17 protein-coding genes are annotated in these 17,141 nt (G+C 56.0%); 12 read left to right on the top strand and 5 right to left on the bottom strand.

What is annotated here, in order from left to right; translation table 11 throughout:
- Positions 1-5: 5 nt before the first annotated feature.
- The gene (locus tag ACTG39_RS06350; protein WP_439106693.1) at positions 6-1,190 is read right to left on the bottom strand and encodes an endonuclease/exonuclease/phosphatase family protein; all 1,185 of its coding nucleotides are present in this window, start codon (positions 1,188-1,190) and stop codon (positions 6-8) included.
- Between the two features lie 168 nt (positions 1,191-1,358).
- On the opposite strand from ACTG39_RS06350, the gene ACTG39_RS06355 reads away from it, so the two are divergent.
- From ACTG39_RS06355 to ACTG39_RS06390, 8 genes are all read left to right on the top strand, one after another.
- Positions 1,359-2,492 carry an AI-2E family transporter gene (locus tag ACTG39_RS06355; protein WP_439106694.1) on the top strand — a complete coding sequence of 378 codons (1,134 nt, stop codon included), beginning with the start codon at positions 1,359-1,361 and terminating at the stop codon, positions 2,490-2,492.
- Between the two features lie 15 nt (positions 2,493-2,507).
- Entirely contained in the window at positions 2,508-4,049 is a 1,542-nt protein-coding gene (locus ACTG39_RS06360; RefSeq protein WP_439106695.1) for an efflux transporter outer membrane subunit, read from the top strand.
- On the top strand, positions 4,046-5,155 hold the full coding sequence (locus ACTG39_RS06365) for an HlyD family secretion protein (RefSeq protein ID WP_439106696.1): 1,110 nt from the start codon (positions 4,046-4,048) through the stop codon (positions 5,153-5,155). Before ACTG39_RS06360 ends, ACTG39_RS06365 begins: the two co-directional genes overlap by 4 nt.
- A 54-nt stretch (positions 5,156-5,209) precedes the next feature.
- Positions 5,210-6,244 carry a DUF2955 domain-containing protein gene (locus ACTG39_RS06370; protein ID WP_439106697.1) on the top strand — a complete coding sequence of 345 codons (1,035 nt, stop codon included), beginning with the start codon at positions 5,210-5,212 and terminating at the stop codon, positions 6,242-6,244.
- Positions 6,245-6,328: 84 nt separating this feature from the next.
- Positions 6,329-6,904 (top strand): ACP phosphodiesterase, encoded by a 576-nt coding sequence (locus ACTG39_RS06375; protein ID WP_439106698.1) that lies wholly within the window; start codon positions 6,329-6,331, stop codon positions 6,902-6,904.
- A 52-nt stretch (positions 6,905-6,956) separates the two neighbouring features.
- Entirely contained in the window at positions 6,957-7,220 is a 264-nt protein-coding gene (locus ACTG39_RS06380) for a YkoF family thiamine/hydroxymethylpyrimidine-binding protein (protein WP_439106699.1), read from the top strand.
- Positions 7,221-7,310: 90 nt separating this feature from the next.
- Positions 7,311-7,997, top strand: coding sequence for an AzlC family ABC transporter permease (locus ACTG39_RS06385; RefSeq protein ID WP_439106700.1), 687 nt, complete (start codon positions 7,311-7,313; stop codon positions 7,995-7,997).
- The gene (locus ACTG39_RS06390; protein ID WP_439106701.1) at positions 7,994-8,305 is read left to right on the top strand and encodes an AzlD domain-containing protein; all 312 of its coding nucleotides are present in this window, start codon (positions 7,994-7,996) and stop codon (positions 8,303-8,305) included. The genes ACTG39_RS06385 and ACTG39_RS06390 overlap by 4 nt, the downstream gene beginning before the upstream one ends.
- Positions 8,306-8,322: 17 nt before the next feature.
- Here ACTG39_RS06390 and ACTG39_RS06395 read toward each other — a convergent pair whose 3' ends face one another.
- Together ACTG39_RS06395 and ACTG39_RS06400 are read right to left on the bottom strand one after the other, a co-directional pair.
- The gene (locus ACTG39_RS06395; protein ID WP_439106702.1) at positions 8,323-9,504 is read right to left on the bottom strand and encodes a class I SAM-dependent RNA methyltransferase; all 1,182 of its coding nucleotides are present in this window, start codon (positions 9,502-9,504) and stop codon (positions 8,323-8,325) included.
- 57 nt (positions 9,505-9,561) lie between these two features.
- The gene (locus ACTG39_RS06400; protein ID WP_439106703.1) at positions 9,562-10,815 is read right to left on the bottom strand and encodes an MFS transporter; all 1,254 of its coding nucleotides are present in this window, start codon (positions 10,813-10,815) and stop codon (positions 9,562-9,564) included.
- 670 nt (positions 10,816-11,485) lie between these two features.
- Between ACTG39_RS06400 and ACTG39_RS06405 the strand changes: the two genes are divergently transcribed.
- The 4 genes from ACTG39_RS06405 to ACTG39_RS06420 all read left to right on the top strand — a co-directional run bounded on the left by ACTG39_RS06405 (position 11,486) and on the right by ACTG39_RS06420 (position 15,121).
- A complete protein-coding gene (locus tag ACTG39_RS06405; RefSeq protein ID WP_439106704.1) occupies positions 11,486-12,274 on the top strand; it encodes an SDR family oxidoreductase in 789 nt (262 codons plus the stop codon).
- The gene (locus tag ACTG39_RS06410; protein WP_439106705.1) at positions 12,267-12,869 is read left to right on the top strand and encodes a GNAT family N-acetyltransferase; all 603 of its coding nucleotides are present in this window, start codon (positions 12,267-12,269) and stop codon (positions 12,867-12,869) included. The genes ACTG39_RS06405 and ACTG39_RS06410 overlap by 8 nt, the downstream gene beginning before the upstream one ends.
- On the top strand, positions 12,866-14,407 hold the full coding sequence (locus tag ACTG39_RS06415; RefSeq protein WP_439106706.1) for an amidohydrolase family protein: 1,542 nt from the start codon (positions 12,866-12,868) through the stop codon (positions 14,405-14,407). Before ACTG39_RS06410 ends, ACTG39_RS06415 begins: the two co-directional genes overlap by 4 nt.
- Positions 14,408-14,494: 87 nt before the next feature.
- Positions 14,495-15,121 carry a sulfotransferase family protein gene (locus ACTG39_RS06420; RefSeq protein WP_439106707.1) on the top strand — a complete coding sequence of 209 codons (627 nt, stop codon included), beginning with the start codon at positions 14,495-14,497 and terminating at the stop codon, positions 15,119-15,121.
- A gap of 68 nt (positions 15,122-15,189) precedes the next feature.
- Here the strand turns inward: ACTG39_RS06420 and ACTG39_RS06425 are convergent, their stop codons facing one another.
- On the bottom strand, positions 15,190-16,161 hold the full coding sequence (locus ACTG39_RS06425) for an ABC transporter ATP-binding protein (protein ID WP_439106708.1): 972 nt from the start codon (positions 16,159-16,161) through the stop codon (positions 15,190-15,192).
- Positions 16,158-17,138 (bottom strand): ABC transporter ATP-binding protein, encoded by a 981-nt coding sequence (locus ACTG39_RS06430; protein WP_439106709.1) that lies wholly within the window; start codon positions 17,136-17,138, stop codon positions 16,158-16,160. Before ACTG39_RS06430 ends, ACTG39_RS06425 begins: the two co-directional genes overlap by 4 nt.
- Between the last annotated feature and the right edge of the window lie 3 nt (positions 17,139-17,141).

The raw sequence follows: 17,141 nt of genomic DNA on the forward strand, positions 1-17,141 counted from the left end.
TTGAGTTAGTCGACAAGTTCCAGATCCATCCAGACCAGACGGTGGTCGGACGATGCTTTGCGGTTTTTTACAAGACGCCGCAAAGGGTCGTTTGGTGCGGGCCAGAAGACTCCAGCGTCAATCACCCGCCACCCCGCTTTACTGGGTACGACATAATCGGCGCGAATTCCCCAGCTTGCGGTGTGCGTTGGGCTGAATCGACTGTCTGCGTTGTTGGCACGCCCGCCATCACTGGTAGGAAGAAGTCCCCGGCGAACTTTTTCGTGCCCCAGAAGAGCAGCGATGCCTTCGCGGCGGGCATCGCCCTCTTCCATGGAGGCGTTCAGGTCTCCGAGGATCACAAAGCGATCACTTTTTAGGCCGCCGGCCTCACCCTGATCATCATAAATATAGTTTCCCTGCTCATCGCCTTCGATGTAGTCCGCCCAAAAACGAATTTCGTCGTGATTGCGCCGACCATTGCGGTCCTCCGGGCCATCAAATACCGGGGGTGTGGGGTGGCTGGCCAGAATGTGCAGTGAGGCGCCGTTGATGCGCACGGGTACGTCCCAGTGTGATTTGGACGATAGGCGTAACTTTTTCTGAACAGCTTCGGGATACCACAGCTCATTGTCTTTGGTCCGCATGTCCGCCATGAGGTTGTCGGGCATGTCTTTCCACTTAAACAACTGAAAACTGCGAATCGCCGTGAAATCGATAGGGTATCGACTTAATAGCAGCATGCCGTATTGACCCGGGTAGAGACCAAAACCAAAAGCATCGTTGCCTGTTCCCGAGGCCTTTCCGTCGCGGTCCAAGTCCATGCCGGAATCAACACCGGTATTTACGGGGCCCTGATAGAAGTAGGGATAGTCGATGGCTTTAACGTCGGCTCTTGATTGCCGGAGATAGCGCTCGAGGAAGGGCTTTACACCGCGGGCGGGGTCTTCGTGATAGTCAAATTCGTTGAGCAGCAAAATGTCCGGACGCACGCGCTGGATGATTTCGGCGATGTTGCCAATTTGGGGGTGGTCGCTGTTGCTCAGTGCCGCGGGGAGTTCATGCCCGCTGGGTGTTTTGCCGCGGTCAACATAATTGCCGCCCTCCATGCTGACGTTAAAGGTGGCAATGCGAATCACGCGCCCCTCGCTGTGCGCTCCTGCAGGCATCAGCAGGACAGCGAGCAGAAGACTAATGCGCAAACTGAGCATATTAGCTCCATGGTGTGTGATCAGAAACTCCAAACAAAAGATGAGGGCACGTTAGCATGCCCATCCCTTTTCACCCATGGTTTTCGCAGCGGTTATTGTTTTCTTCGCGTAAACTACGCGCCATGAATCACCTGTGTACCTACTGTAATTATCCGGAGCCCGCGCCCCATGAGTATTGATACTGCAGCTGCCAGAAAATTTCTGTCCAGCGATTTTATGGATTTTTGTATTCGTCTTGGGCTCACCTTTGTCATCGTGATCGCCTGTGTTCAGGTGTTCGCGCCATTTATCCCTATCATGCTCTGGGGCGTGATTCTGTCAATTTCGCTCTATCCCATGTTCTTGTCCCTCCGTCGCAGGACGGGTTGGGGAAGCGGCAGTATGGCGACGCTGATCGTGGTCCTTGGGATACTCCTGCTCGGGGTGCCCACGGTGCTGCTGGGAAGTTCCTTTGCCACCCATATCTTTGATGTTATCGGTAACTTCGATGCCCAGACGGTGACTGTGGCAGCCCCCGATCCATCGGTTAAAGAATGGCCGATCGCGGGTGAAAAAGCCTATGCAGCCTGGTCGGCGGCACATACAGATCTGCCGGCATTTATAGAAAGTATGCAGCCGCAGCTGGGAAATTTCAGTAAGAGCGCGCTGCAGGCGGCGGCGAGTACCGCGGGCACGCTGTTCTTTTTCTTTGGCGCCCTAATCATCGCTGGGATCATGATGGCCTACGGCGAGTCCGGAACTGCTGCTATGGCGCGGATATTTACGCGCATGGTGGGTGAGGAACGCGGCCCGGGCCTACACACGATTACAACGCTCACAGTGCGTTCTGTGGCAACGGGTGTGGTGGGCGTCGCTTTTATCCAGGCCCTGCTCCTGGGAGTAGGTTTCATGTTTGCCGGGATTCCCGCTGCTGGATTGCTTGCGTTGATTGTTCTGGTGATCGGTATTCTTCAGCTTCCGGCGCTTCTGGTTTCGCTCCCCGCAATCGCCTACGTATGGGGATTGGGTGATGGAGGCACGCTGGTTAATATCGCATTGACTGCCTATTTTCTTATTGCCGGCGCTGCCGACAATGTGCTCAAACCCATGCTTTTAGGGCGGGGTGTCAGTGTTCCCATGCCCGTGGTGCTTATCGGCGCCCTGGGCGGAATGATGGGTGCCGGCATTGTCGGCTTGTTCGTAGGCGCCGTGATACTGAGTGTCGGCTACGAATTGTTCATGGACTGGGTGGACGAGGTGCCATCTTCGGATGATGCGGCATCGGCGAGTGGAGACATTGCGTCTGACTGGCTTGTTGATTGAGCGATAAGCGCAGTGATGTTGCGCCGTAGTCTTATTGCATTGGCGGGCGCATTGCTCGTTGGTTGTACTACGCTGGGTCCCGATTATCAGGAGCCAGAGCTTGCGTGGCTCGCCGAGTGGCAGCCGGACCTGTACGGTCAGCTCGATAGCGATCCCGCCGCCGTGAGCACTGAGCTTTCGTACTGGTGGCAGCGTTTTGATGACCCCGCGCTAGATGCACTTATTCAAAAAGTGCTCACTAAAAACCCCAGCCTGCAAAATGCGGGACTCAGCGTTCTCGAGGCGCGGGCGCGACTTGGTGGTGCAGAGGCTTTGCGTTTTCCTCAGTCTCAGCAGTTGGGCGCGTCTGCAGCCTACATACGTCAGCGTCGCAGCGATGGTCTCTTACCCGCCAGCGAAGACAGCTTTGGCAGTTATGACGCGGGGCTGTCCGTAGGATGGGAGTTGGATTTTTGGGGACGCTTCGCGCGGGGTATTGAGTCTGCGGATGCCGCCTTTATGACCTCCGTGGCGAACCAGCGAGACCTCCAGGTAATCCTCATTGCTCAAACCGCAGACATTTACTACGCCTATCGTACGGTACAGCTGCGTATTGCCATCGCGAACGAAAACGCCGCGATACAAAAGCGCAGTTTTGAGATTACTCAACAGCTGTTTGATAGCGGTCAGGAATCCGAACTCGATTTGCAGCAGGCGCGGACCCAGTATCTGGCTACTCTCGCCACAATTCCTGATCTGGAGCGCAGTCGTATCCAGCTGCGAAACGCACTCGCGGTGCTGCTGGCGCGCCCACCTGGAGTCATTACTGAGCTGGAGGGCGAACTACAGCCGCTGCCCGGCGTCGAGCCTGTGGCCTTGCGAGGAATACCCACGCAGCTGGTGCTGCGCAGACCTGATGTGCGTGCCAGCGCCTGGCAGGCAGGCGCGCAGTCCGCACAGATCGGCGTGGCTAAAGCAGAGCTGTACCCGGCGCTTTCATTGTTCGGCAGCTTTGGTTGGAGTGGCGACAGTCTCGGCGCCACCAGGGATGGACTGACCTTTGCAGCAGGCCCCTCCATCAGCTGGAACATCTTTGATTACGGACGAATTCGTTCAAATATCCGTGTGCAGGATGCCCGATTGCAACAGACACTCGTCGCTTTTGATGCGACGGTTTACCAGGCCGCGCGAGAGATTGATGACGCAGCTGTTGCTGTTGTTAAAACCGCAGAGGCCGGCAGCGTCCTCACCGAGTCCCGCTCGGCAGCAGAGAGAGCACTGGAACTCGCAAACCGTCGTTACAAAGAGGGTTATGCGGATTTTCAGAGAGTGCTCGATGCACAACGGTCTTTGTTTGCTCAAGCCGAGAAAGAGCTGGTCAATGAGGGCGCACACATTTCTGCGGTGATTACGCTCTACAAAGCCTTGGGTGGAGGATGGCAATCCCAGTCTCTTGAGGAAATGATTTCCGAGGATGTGCGCGAGATCATGCGCGAGCGGGTCAATTGGGGTGAGCAGTTAGAGGCATCGGTACCCGAGGTACTGGATGACGCCCAAACAGGAGGAGATTCACAATGAGTGATAACGAAGCAGCGACTGACGCTGAGTCCGCTCCTGCGGTCAAACGTGCAACCTGGATCGTGCTGACGCTCATAGTCGGTAGTTTGGGCTGGTACCTCCTGTCCGATCGCTACGCGCCCTACACGAGCCAGGCTCGAATAGAAGGTTATGTGATTGGTGTGTCACCGGAAGTCGCGGGTACGGTCACCAAAGTGCTGGTGAGCAATAACCAAACCGTGGAAGAGGGTGATGCGCTCTTTGAGATAGATCCCTCCCAGTACCAGATAGCCCTGTCCCGAGCGGAGTCTGATTTGGTCAATGCCAGGAGCCAGGTGGAGGCGGGTAACGCGACGGTCGCTAGCGCCCGTGCAAATCTCACTGCCGCGAAGGCTAATGAGCTCCGTGCCAGTCAGGATTACGCCCGTCTTAAGCGACTCCGAGAGACAGACCCTGGAACACTGTCTTTGCGACGTCTCGAATCTTCAAAAGCATCTTTGGATCAGGCCCGGGCAAAGGTCATCGCTGCGGAGTCTGATATTCAGCGAGCGATTGAGCAAAAAGGCGGCGATGATGAAGGCAGCAATGCCATATTACTGTCTGCACAGGCTGCCGTAGAGAAAGCGCGCCTGGATTTGGCAAATACCGTAGTGAAAGCCTCCTCACGAGGACTCATTACAGATTTGCGCGCGGATGTGGGTCAGTATGCGGGTACGGGCAAGCCGGTCATGACGCTCATTGCTATTCATGACCTTTGGATCAACGCAGCATTCACAGAGAACAACCTTGGGCATATGCAGCCCGGGAGCAGCGCCGAGATTGTGTTTGACTCTTTGCCGGGAGAGGTTTTCGAAGGCACCGTGCGCAATGTGGGCTTGGGTGTGAGCGCCGGGCAGGCTCCGGCTCCGGGTACGCTGCCTACGGTAAGTAACAGCCGCGACTGGCTGCGTCAGGCGCAGCGCTTCCCGGTAGAAGTGGGTTTTGACGTGCCCAAAAACCAGATACTGAATCAGTTCCGCATTGGTGGCCAGGCCTCGGTCATTGTGTATAGCGATGACGCGACAGTCTTGCGCTTTCTGGGCCGAGTTTACATCCGACTCATGAGCTGGCTGTCCTACGCCTACTAGGTGATTTCTAATGCCACTAGCTAGCCACAGTTCCTTGGCAGTTGCGTCTTTAAAATGAAGCTCGCGGAGCGTCGTGCCCTGAGGTTCGCCATAGCTACAGCGCTGGCCTTGGCACTGGCGTATGCCCTGGGTTTTCCGCTGCCCTTTATTGCACCTTTGTTTGTTGTGTTTTTGAGCGCAATGCCCGGGCCACCCATGGGGGCGAAGGGGCTTGTGGGTCTACTGCTCATCATGGTCGTGTCACTGACCGTGGGCGTACTGTTGATACCGCTCATCCGCTACTACCCCGTAAGCGCTGTTTTGATCGTCGCGGTGGGGCTCTACTTCTCGATGTATCTGACGCTGATACACGGAAAGCGCCTCTTGGGCACGTTTCTAACCATAGGCTTCACGCTGATTTCTGTCGCGGGGAGCGTGGATTACTTGCTTGCCACAACGGTGATTAAATCGCTGGTCCTTGGTATTTCCGCTGCAGTGTTTTGCCAGTGGATTGTTTATCCGTTTTTTTCCGAAGACCCCACCGTCCATGCGCCGGCGGAAGCGGGCAGTGGCGAGGAGCTGTCTAACTGGCTTGCGATCAGAGCGATGCTGATCGTGATGCCAGCGTATTTACTCGCGTTAACTAATCCCTCGCAGTACTTGATGACGATCATGAAGTCTGTATCTCTGGGGCAACAAACATCTACCGTCAATGCGCGCCACGCTGGCCGCGAGCTCATCGGGTCAACGTTCGTTGGTGGCATCATGGCGGTGATGTTTTGGCTGCTGCTATCTATTTTGCCGTCGCTGTGGATGTTCTCCCTGTGGATGTTGGCGTTTGCTTTGTACACCGCGGCTAAACTCTATGGCTTTTTGAGGACTAAAGTGGCGCCCTCGTTTTGGATTAATGCACTGGTCACAATGCTGATTCTTTTGGGCCCTGCTGTTGAAGATAGCGCCAACGGCAAGGATGCGTTGACGGCGTTTTTTCAGCGCTTCGCAACGTTTGTGGCAGTGACGCTTTATGCCTGGGGTGCTCTGGCGATTTTAGAGAACTGGCGCAATCGTCGCATTGCCAGAATCAAGTCCACGAAAGTCCTGAGCACTTAAGTACGAACATCCGCTGGTGGCGGTGAGAGGCCTATTGTCTATGATCAGCGCTCTGTATACGCTCGCTCTGGACGCAAGAGTGCTATGAACTATCTCGCCCATGCACTGCTGGCGGAGCCCTATCCCCATAGTTTGATCGGCAACATTGCCGGGGATCTTGTGAAAGGGCCGCTCACTAAGCATCGACTACATCCCCGTGTTGCTGATGGAGTGCGTCGTCACCGGCAGGTAGATGTGCTTACTGACAGTCACAGTGCTTATCGGGACTTGAAACTGCTGTTCTCCGATGGAAAACGACGCTACGCGGGCCTGGTGTTGGATGTGCTCTTTGATCACTATCTTGTTCGCCACTGGCAGCAATTCAGCGCGTGGGAGAGAGACGCTTTTCTGGAGGGCACCTATCGCGTGCTGCGGGAACACCCCCTTTTGCTTCCCGAAGCTCTCGCACAAGTGGCCAAGCGTTGGACAGATGCCGATTGGTTGCGGGTGTATGAAACCCGCGAGGGCGTCGCAGCGGTAATGGAGCGGCTTTCTCGCCGGCTCTCTCGCCCCGTCGACCTGGTTGCTCTACTCGAAGTCGCAGATAGCCATGACGCAGAGCTCACTGCGGGGTTTCTCGAAGTCTTTACCGATGTGCAACGCACAATGAGCTACCAATAGACAGTTTCTCTCACGCAGCACTTTGTAAGCAGTTAATCCCAAGGATGCATGTATGACACTTACCGCCGAGCTCAGTCTTTATCCCCTAGATGCGGACTATATTCCGGTTATTCAGTCACTTATTGATGATCTCAATACGCGAAAGGATCTTCACATAGTGACCAACGCTATGAGCACCCAGATTCAAGGCGATCATCAGGCGGTTATGAGTGCAGTGAGCGATACGCTGTTGGCTAGCGCGGAGCGTTTCGGCTCATCACAGGTACTGGTATGTAAGTTCATACCCATGGCACTGGATATCGCCGCCGATGCTTAGGTCATTCTTTAAGCAGTGGCGGTCGCTGTAGCTATGCGTTGGTGGACGCCAAAACTGCTTGCGTAAATTTCCTCGCGTAGAATGGCGCGCATGAGCGAGCGAAACCTTCATGTGCGGCGGGGCGTTTTTGAAACTATCCCCCTGTTTATTCCTGCTATTCCCTTTGCGCTGGTTTTCGGTGTGGTGGTGGGTGAGTCGGGAATCGCCCCCTGGCTTGGCTGGAGTTCTTCGCCGCTGATGTTTGGTGGTGCGGCGCAGATCACGATCATTACCTTGCTGGGAGAGGGGGCATCAGTGGCAGCAGCCGTGACGGCTGCGCTCATCGTCGGCGCGCGACACCTATTGTATTCCGTGAGCGTCGCACCACGCTTTAGAGATCAGCCACGCTGGTTTCGTTGGTTGGGCCCCTATGTGTTGATTGATCAGGTCTTTGCGCTGGCCATGCTGCGTCAGGATGAAGATTCCGCGGCCTTTCGTGCCTACTACTTGGCTGCGGGCTTTACTTTTTGGGCGCTGTGGATGTTGTCTACAGCGCTCGGATTGTTTGTAGGTCCCTTAGTGCCTGACAACTGGAACATCGCGTTTGCCGCGCCAGTGCTGTTTACGGCGTTGTTGGTGACAGCTATTGATCGCTGGGAGAAGCTCGTCGTGGCGCTTTTGTCGGGCGGATTTACCATGCTGCTCACAGACCTGCCAAACAGGTCGGGGCTTTTGTTCGGGGCAATGCTTGGAATTTTCCTGGGCTTGGTACTCGAAAGCCGGCGACGGCAGCGATGACGCATTTTTTTGCCATCGTACTCGCTGGGATTGGTACGTACCTGAGCCGTGCCATATTTATTGTAGCCTTAGCGGATCGACGCTTTCCACCGCTCGCGCTACGGGCGTTGGAGTACGTTGCACCGGCGGTGATGGGCGCGCTCATTGTGTCTATGCTGACCAGCACTGATGGTGAGGTATTGATCGGCGCGCCAGAAATAGCGGGCCTGGCCTGTGCCGCCGTCGTAGCCTGGAAGACTCGCAACCATACTTATACCCTGCTTACGGGCATGGTGGTCTTCTGGAGCGTTGCTGCGCTGATTGCCTAGTTTCTGCGAACGCGCGTTTATCGTGTCAGCACGGTGAGGGCTTCTATGTGCGGCGTCTGGGGGAATAAGTCCAAGGGCTGCACTTCTCGCAACTGAAACCTGTGCTTTATTGCCACATTTAAGTCTCTCGCCAGCGTGGCTAAGTCGCAGGATATGTAGATGATGGTTTGCAATCGAGGCGCTAGTTTCAGGTAGTCGTCTATGTTTTTAAGACCCTCGCGTGGGGGATCCAGCAGTAACAACGTCGCCGCGGAGAGCGCTGTCTCGAGATCCGCGGCGCTGCCGGGTCTACCCAAGTCGCTGCAAAGCCCGGTAACGCCTGGCAGAGATCGACTCTGAAGTCTTTCGATGGCGGGCCTAAAACTGTCTACGGCGCAGATGTTTTTACAGCCACTGGCAACCAGTATGTCTGTGAAGTTCCCGGATCCCGCAAACAACTCCACGACAGATGCAGGTGTCTCTAAGTCCGCGACCTTAGAAGCCAACCAGTCACGCATGCGCTGGTTTTGGGCGCTATTTCCCTGACGAAAAGGCCGCCGTTGGTTAGCAGTAACGTCGGCGGCGATGATGTCGTCATCCAGATCCAGCGTTGACCAGTGTTTTGCCCGACTCGGCTTCCACTCGGGGTTGGGAAGCCGCGCTTTAAGGTCTTTGAGGGTCTGTTGATTCTTTGTGTTGAGAACTAGGCAGTCACTGATTTCGGCAATTTCCCGGGAGTTGCTGGCCACATAGCCCAAGCGTCTGCCGTCAGTTTTGAGCTGGGCCCGATTGCGATAGGCAAACTCCTCCGGAGAGGCCCAGATGGTCCCTGGTGTCAGCTCAGGATTGAGCGCTTGAAGCATCTTTTGTAGCTGCAACTCTTTGCTCCGCAGCTGCTCCGCATACTCCATAAACATCCAGGGGCAGCCTCCGCAGTTGTCCGTGGCGAAGCCATTATGAGGGCAGGGAGGTGATCGACGCCGGGGTGATTCCTCAGTCAGGGATACAAGGCGCGCAAAACCCATACGGCCTTTCAGCTGGGTGACTTCAAACAGCCCTTTTTCACCCCGCCAGGCACCGGGTACAAAAAAAACGCGGCCGTCAGGGTGCGCAACGACCGCCTGACCATCGCTATTGAGGTCGCGTACTTCGCCCTCAAAGCGATGGCCAGGCCTTATTACATCGCGTTTTGCTGACTTGCGTATGGGCCGCTTAAACACTGTTGCTTCCTCTGCTTTACGCCAACTTAACACGAGCCAGCCATGGGAGAGCCGACGCTACAGTGCGGAATTGGTTTTGCTTGCGGGCGTGCCGCTAAGCGACAGCTCGGGGCTCTCCCGTCGAATGCGCAATCCTAACCCCATGATCACCGCCAGTAGTATGGGCGCGAAGATAACTACCAGCCCCAACAGTGTCACGTGCATGCCCTGAGTGTCCAAAGACCAGCCCAGGAGCGGTCCCGTTACAATAAACAAGCTACGTATCGCCAAACTCACCAGGGAGTTTACCGTGGCTCGAAAATCTCCTGGGATTCGCCGATTCAGCGCATCGTAGAACAGTGTCAGGCTCATACCGCGACTCAGCTGTATGCTGAACCCAAACATCACGCCTACCCAGCCTCCGGCGTAGGTCATACCCAGCAAGCCAATAAGCGGCAGAATCGCCGTGAGTATAAGCAGGCGACGCCAACCGAGTTTGCTCTCGATGTAGCTCGCATAGCGCGCACCCAAACTCACGGTCAGCGCAAACAGCGCCCAGATGTAACCGAAGTGCTCCACGGGAATGCCCTGGATCTCCCAGTACTTCTGGTAGATCCAGAATGCATACATGGCCAACAACCCGAAGGCCGCGATGGCGAACGCTGTCCACAGCACCACGGGCTTGCCGCGGAGCAGCAGATCCATGATCGCGAGCGTGTTTGCGCTGTGGCTTTGCGTGAGCGTTGGCCGCGGTGACTCTATGAGCATGAAACCCAGTACCAGCGGTATAAAACCGCACAACGCCTGAGCGGCAATTAACACGCTCATATCGCCCAGAAGCAACAACAGCGCTGCACCGATACCTGCAAGCCCCGAGGAGGCAGCTTCGATAGAGATTAGTCGGCTAAGCGCTTTGCTGGCACCGGCTTCGGGCGTATCGGACTGGTCTAACTGCTTTTGCGAGTCGTAAAGTAACGCCAGATCCGCACCCGAGATCAGACTTACGCCTACCCCGAGTAACACCTCGTAAACCAGAAAGTCCCCGAATCCGTCGGCGAAGACCAGCCACAGGAAACCGAAACCATTGATTTCGGAACCAATGATGATAGCCCGCCGTCTGCCCCAGATGTCAGCAATGTAGCCCGAGGGCACTTCGAGGCAGGCAATCGTTAGTGCGTAAAGTGCCTGGGTCTGCAGTATCTGCGTCATGGATAGCCCGTGTGCCTGAACCAGTGGCACAAAGACAGGCACGATCAGCACGAAGCTATGAAAGAAGCCCATGAGATAGATAATGTTTGCGTTGACTCTTAATGACCGTTGCACGGTGTTCACCCTTGTTACTTCCGGGAACCGGGGCGGGGAGAGTCTGATTTCGAGAGTGGAACGAAAAAGGCCTCCGAGCCCTGAGTTCTCGGAGGCCTTCTTTAAAAACTGCGACTAACTATCTATTTAGTTGCGCGTTTAGCTTCCTCAAACCACTTACTGCATGCCGCATGCGAATACCCACGGTCTTCTGTGTCTGGCACAGAACCACAGATACCGCCCCCACAAGCAGGGTCTGCGTACAGCAACTGTATGATTTGAAGGTGTTCATGGGTCCAAAAATCCGGACGTCTTTAACGAGGCGGCATCATCCTCCACCTCGCAGCCAAAGCGCAATGGAGAAAGCTGGGCTTGTGACTTTTTTACGCAGGTTACGGCGTAACGCCTACTGAATGGCCTTTTTTAGAAGCAGGCCTGAAGCAAGGGGAGATTAGGAGGGAATCAATCAGGCCCTGGCTGACTAGAAGCCAGGGGCCTGACCGGACTAGCAAAAACCTGGAACGAGTACGACCCCGTCACTCCGTAAGTACGCGGCAGCATAGAGCCCACGCGCAGAGAGTTGTGATGTACGATGAGACAGTACGCGTCGCGATTTTGCGTGCGCAGGGTAAGCACTCCCCCGCTTTACGGGTGAATAGCAACATCCCAATAATTTTGAACGAGTAATGGAGAAGAAGCCTTGGATATTAAAAACCTGTTTTCCCTGGAAGGTCGCGTAGCCCTGGTCACGGGAGGTTCCCGAAATCTCGGTAAAACCATTGCCGCGGCATACATCGCCCAAGGTGCGACGGTCTACATCAGTTCTCGTAAGGCCGCCGACTGCGATGCGACCGCCGAAGAGTTGGGTCCAAACTGTCACTCGCTACCTCAGGATGTCTCTACCGTTGAAGGCTGTCGCACCGTCGCGAAGGCCTTGAGTGAGCGGGAGCCGAAGTTGGATATTCTGGTGAACAATGCCGGCGCCGCCTGGGGACAACCTTTTGAAGAGTTCCCGGAGAAAGGCTGGGATAAGGTGATGGACCTCAACCTCAAGTCCCCCTTCTTTTTGACTCAGGCGCTCCATGAGCTCCTCAAAGCTGGGGCGGCGAGTGGCTCGCCTGCCAAGGTGATCAATATCACGTCGATTGATGGGCAGCGCCTGAATCCCTGGGAAACCTACAGCTATCACGCGTCCAAATCCGGTTTGATCTACTTGACTAAGCGTATGGCTGCCAGACTCGTCAAAGACAACATTATTGTGACATCCATTGCTCCCGGTGCCTTTGCATCGGATATGAACAAAGCGGCGCGCGATCATGGTGACGAGATTGGTAAAAGCATTCCGCTGGGCCGGATCGGCACGGATGAGGATCTTGCGGGCACCGCTATTTATCTGGCCAGTCGGGCTGGCGACTACGTGGTGGGAGACACCATTACTATCGATGGCGGAATCGTGCACGCAGCGCTAGGGCAGAGCATTGATGCCTGAGGCCATGTCGGCAGAGTCGGTCGCCGAGGTTAGTGAGGAGGAGCGTGGCCGCGTCTTTGCGTCGCTGGCCAGCGCTTTTTCTGCGGATCCGCTAATGCGCTGGTTTTTTCCAGAGGCTGAAGAGTTTTTTAAAGCCGCTACCGGTGAGTTCTACGATGCTTTTGGGGGTGGTGCCATTCAGCTTGGAACGGCGTTTCGTACCGCAAAATTTGAGGGCGCCGCACTCTGGTATCCGCCAGGGGAAGGTCCCGATGAAGAGCGTCTCGTGACGGCGATGGCAACTACGGTCAGACCCGAGATACACGAAGATGCCATGGGGGTTATGGAGGGCATGGAGAAGTACCACCCGAAGGAGCCCTGTTGGTATTTAGCGGTGCTCGGCGTGGATAACGGGTATCAAAGTCGGGGTCATGGTGCCCAGCTGATGAAACATGCCCTCGCCCGGATTGATGATTTGGGCGCCACCGCCTCTCTCGAGTCTTCCAATCCACTGAACATTTCCTTGTACAAGCGACACGGGTTTGAGGAGATGGGAAGTATTCAAAGCGGGTCTTCGCCGACTATTGTCCCCATGCTCCGAGAGGCGAGGGTGTGAGTGAGAGAGGTTTCTCTGGCTTTTCCCGCAGAGGATTCATTCAGAGTCTCGCGCTAAGTCCTCTTGCTGCGGGTGCTTCAATGGCCGTGTCGGGCACTTCCGCGGCGCGTGATGCTGCTACCCCTAAGATTCTGGGCGAGCGCTTTATCGTCGAGGCCGGCTGGGTGCTCACGGAGTCCAAAGGTGAGTTGAAGCTGATTCGTGACGGACAAGTACTTGTCAGTGATGGGGTAATTGAGGATGTGCGAAGCGGATCCTTCTCCGATAAGCTGCCGCGACTCAAATTGTCTGATCAGCTATTGCTGCCCGGATTCATCTCCGGTCATACCCATTGCTGCAGCGCTACTCCTACGCGAGGGATTATCGAAGGACCGCGATCCTATGCACGGCCGCTGGAGCTCGTGGAGATGTTGTCCGATGATGAGATGGATGCACTCACCGCGCTCAATCTTGCGGAGTTACTGCGTTCCGGTTGCACGACACATCTGGAAATGAGCCTGAGTCTTAGACAGGCCGAGAGCTATGTAAGATCCGCCGAGCCCTGGGGCGTGCGCGCCTATCCCGGTGCCATGATTCCTGGCATAGAGCGTCTGTTTGCCATTTGGTTTCGAGCGAACGATCAAGTATTGATGGATGCCGAGCAAGGCACCCTTGAGGAGATCGCGGCTAATCTTGCGTTCTGCAAAAAACACATGGGCAAAGGCGATGGCCGAATTCTGCCAATGATGTCTCCCCACGCCTGTGACACACAGACGCCCGCGACCATGCGTGCGCTGGCGAGCGCTGCCAAAGAGCTGGGCACTGGTCTGCACATTCATCTGTCTCAGGGCCAGCGGGAAACCGATACGGTTAAACGACTCTGGGGTAAAACGCCGACCCAGTGGTTGGAGAGCTTTGGCATGCTGAGTGATGGGCCTGTGTTTGGGGCGCACATGAGTGGCCTTGATTGGGATGTCGATCCACCGATTCTGAACAAACACGGCGTCGTTTACGCCCATTGCCCCTCGGGGGGTGGCGCCGGCAACGGTACGCAGCCCTATCCCGAGGCGCTTGCAGCCGGTATGGCGGTAAACATTGGGATCGATACTCATTCCAACGACTATGTCGAGAATCTTAAGCTGGCGGTGTTGTACGGACAGGCCCGGCACGAGCTTCTTGGAGAGCTGGATGCAGCTCGGGCAAGGGAGCGTCCTACGGTCTGGAATGCCATCGAAGGTGCCACACGGATTCCGGCAAAAGGTTTAGGGCGCGACGATCTGGGCGTGATTAAAGCGGGAGCCCGTGCAGACCTTATCTCTGTTGAGGTTTCCGGCATGCTTAATGGCACGGGAGCCTTGCCCCCGGAACCGCTGAACAACTTGTTGTATGCCAATGGGCGCATGGTCAGAACGGTCATGACCGATGGACGCCTGCAAGTGCGCGATGGTCAGTTTATCGCTGATGAGCCTCAGCGAGTTCTTCGAGTCGGTGGTGAGGTTGCAAAGAAAATCTGGCGGCAGCTGGAGCAGGAGAACTGGTTTACGGAAACTGCCCGTTGAATCCGAGCGCTCCGGGAAGAGTTTTATTGCGCGGACAATTCAGCTGGGCTAGCTTAGCGGCCTGGTTCAAACTTTAGGGGATACAACATGCAGGTATTCGGCGCAGGCGTAGGGCGATCGGGCACGATGTCGCTTCGAACGGCACTGCAGCAATTGGGACTGGGCCCCTGTTATCACATGGAGGCGGTGCTCGACGATCCTCCTACTCACATACCCCTCTGGAACGCTGCGCTTGCGGGAAAGCCTGACTGGGCAGCCATCTACGCGGGCCAGCAGTCAGCGGTGGATTGGCCCACGGCGTCTTTTTATGCCGAGCTCCATGCTGCATTTCCTGATGCCAAATTTGTTCTCACCCATCGTGATCCCGACTCCTGGGTGGAGAGTATTAGCGACACCATATTTGCCGCTATCTTAGGTCGTGATGCTGCGCCGGATGCGGTGCAGCCCTGGTTTGATATGTGCACAGAGGTTATTGCGCGGGCGGGCTTTGATCCTGCTATGAGTAAAGATGAGCTGGCGGAGAGATTTGTCGCCCATAACGAGGCCGTGAAAGCTGCGATCCCCGCCAGTCAGCTGTTGGTGTTTCAGGTGAAGGAAGGCTGGGGGCCGTTATGCGAGTTTCTCAACATGGAGTCGCCCGACTCGGAGTTTCCCCGCACTAATGATCGAGCAGGATTCTGGAAACTACTGGAAGACGGTGGCGCTACGGCCTAACACTCCGGACTGAACCTAAGATCCCAACGTAGTCCAACCCACGCAAATGCGGGTTTGCCTAGCGTTAGCTACTGATTAAGCAGATGACAGGCGCTCTCGTGTCCTTCGCCCACGAGTCTAGTCTCGGGATAGCGCTCACTACAGCTGGCCTCTGCTACGGGGCAGCGGGGATGAAAGTGGCAGCCTGACGGTGGTGCGATGGGCGAGGGTACGTCGCCGGTGAGAATCTGTCGCTCATGACTGCGATGAGGATCCGGAATCGGGATCGCCGAGATTAAGCTCTTCGTATAAGGGTGGCTGGCGTTTTGATACAAAGTCTCGGATGCTGCGGTTTCTACAATTCGCCCAAGATACATAATCGCGACACGGTCGGAGACGTGCTTTACCACCGCGAGATCGTGGGCAATGAACAAGTAGGCAAGATTGAATTCCCGCTGTAACTCGATAAGAAGATTCAGGATCTGGCTCTGGATAGATACATCCAGAGCAGACACGGGCTCGTCACAAATAATCAGCTGCGGATTGAGCGCAATGGCGCGGGCAATGCCAATACGCTGGCGCTGACCTCCGGAAAACTCAAAGGGGTATCGGCTTACGGAGCGAGCAGGCAGCCCCACAATGTTGAGGAGCTCTCTTACGCGCTGTTTACGCTCGACACTATTTCCGCCCACACCCTGAATGAGCATGGGCTCCTCTAGGATTTCTCCCACAGTGTGCCGCGCATTGAGCGACTCCATGGGATCCTGAAATATCATTTGAATGTTTTGTCGAAGGGGTCGTAGAGCTCGGGGCTTGAGCTGCGTGATGTCCAGCCCGGCAAACCGGATGGTCCCGGCTGTGGGATCGTAAAGGCGCACGAGACAACGTCCTAAGGTGGATTTTCCGCAGCCGGATTCTCCAACGAGTCCCAGCGTTTCTCCCGGGTTGATATGCAGGGATACACCATCGACCGCTCGGTTGGCTCGATGAGAGCGCATGAGCAAGCCTTCCTTTACGGGGAAATGCATGCGCAGATCGTCGACTTCTAACAGGGGCGTCATGCTGTTTGCCACTGGTAGCAGCTCACCCGGTGCATGCCTTCGACGCGCTCTTCTGTCGGTGGCATTTCACGGCATCGATCACTCGCTTTGGGGCAGCGGTTCTCGAAACGACAGCCGGGGGGTAAATCCCGCAAACCGGGCACCATGCCTTCAATCACATTAAGCGTCGATTTAGGGGTGGTCTCCAGAGTGGGGATGGAGCGCAGGAGTCCCTGGGTATAGGGATGTGAGGGTCGATCAAAAACATCGAATACTGTACCCCGTTCGGCGACCTTACCCGCATACATCACCACGACTTCGTCACAGGTTTCGGCGATGACGCCAAGGTCGTGGGTAATCAATATGACGGACATACCCAAGTCCGCCTGAAGCTCTTTGATCAGTTCCAGTATCTGCGCCTGAATCGTGACGTCCAAGGCTGTGGTGGGCTCGTCCGCGATGAGCAACGCGGGCCCACAGGCCAGTGCGATGGCGATTACGACGCGCTGGCGCATGCCGCCAGAGAGTTGATGGGGATATTCGCCCAAACGGATCTCGGGGGAGGGGATGCCGACTTTGTCGAGAATTTTGATGGCTTCGGCTATAGCGTCTTGATCACTGAGATCCTTATGGATCTTAAGGCCCTCGGTGAGTTGGCGCCCAATGGTGTGCACGGGATTGAGCGCGGTCATGGGCTCCTGAAACACCATGCCGATTCTGTTACCGCGAACGGACTCCATCTCTTCGAAGCTCAGGCTCGCAAGGTCCTGCCCCTCCAGACGAATGGCGCCACCGGCGATACGGCCCATGGGTTGTGGGAGCAGTCGCATGATCGAGAGCGCCGTTACGCTTTTACCGCAGCCCGACTCTCCCACAATGCCGACGGTCTTTCCGGCATCGACGGTGAAGCTCACACCATCGACAGCGCGGACAAGGCCCTCGTCGGTATCGAACTCTGTGACGAGTCCGTCGACCTCCAGTATGGGGGTATCAGCCAAGGC

The sequence above is a fragment of the Congregibacter sp. genome (genome assembly GCF_965662665.1).
In the GTDB taxonomy this organism is placed as follows: domain Bacteria; phylum Pseudomonadota; class Gammaproteobacteria; order Pseudomonadales; family Halieaceae; genus Congregibacter.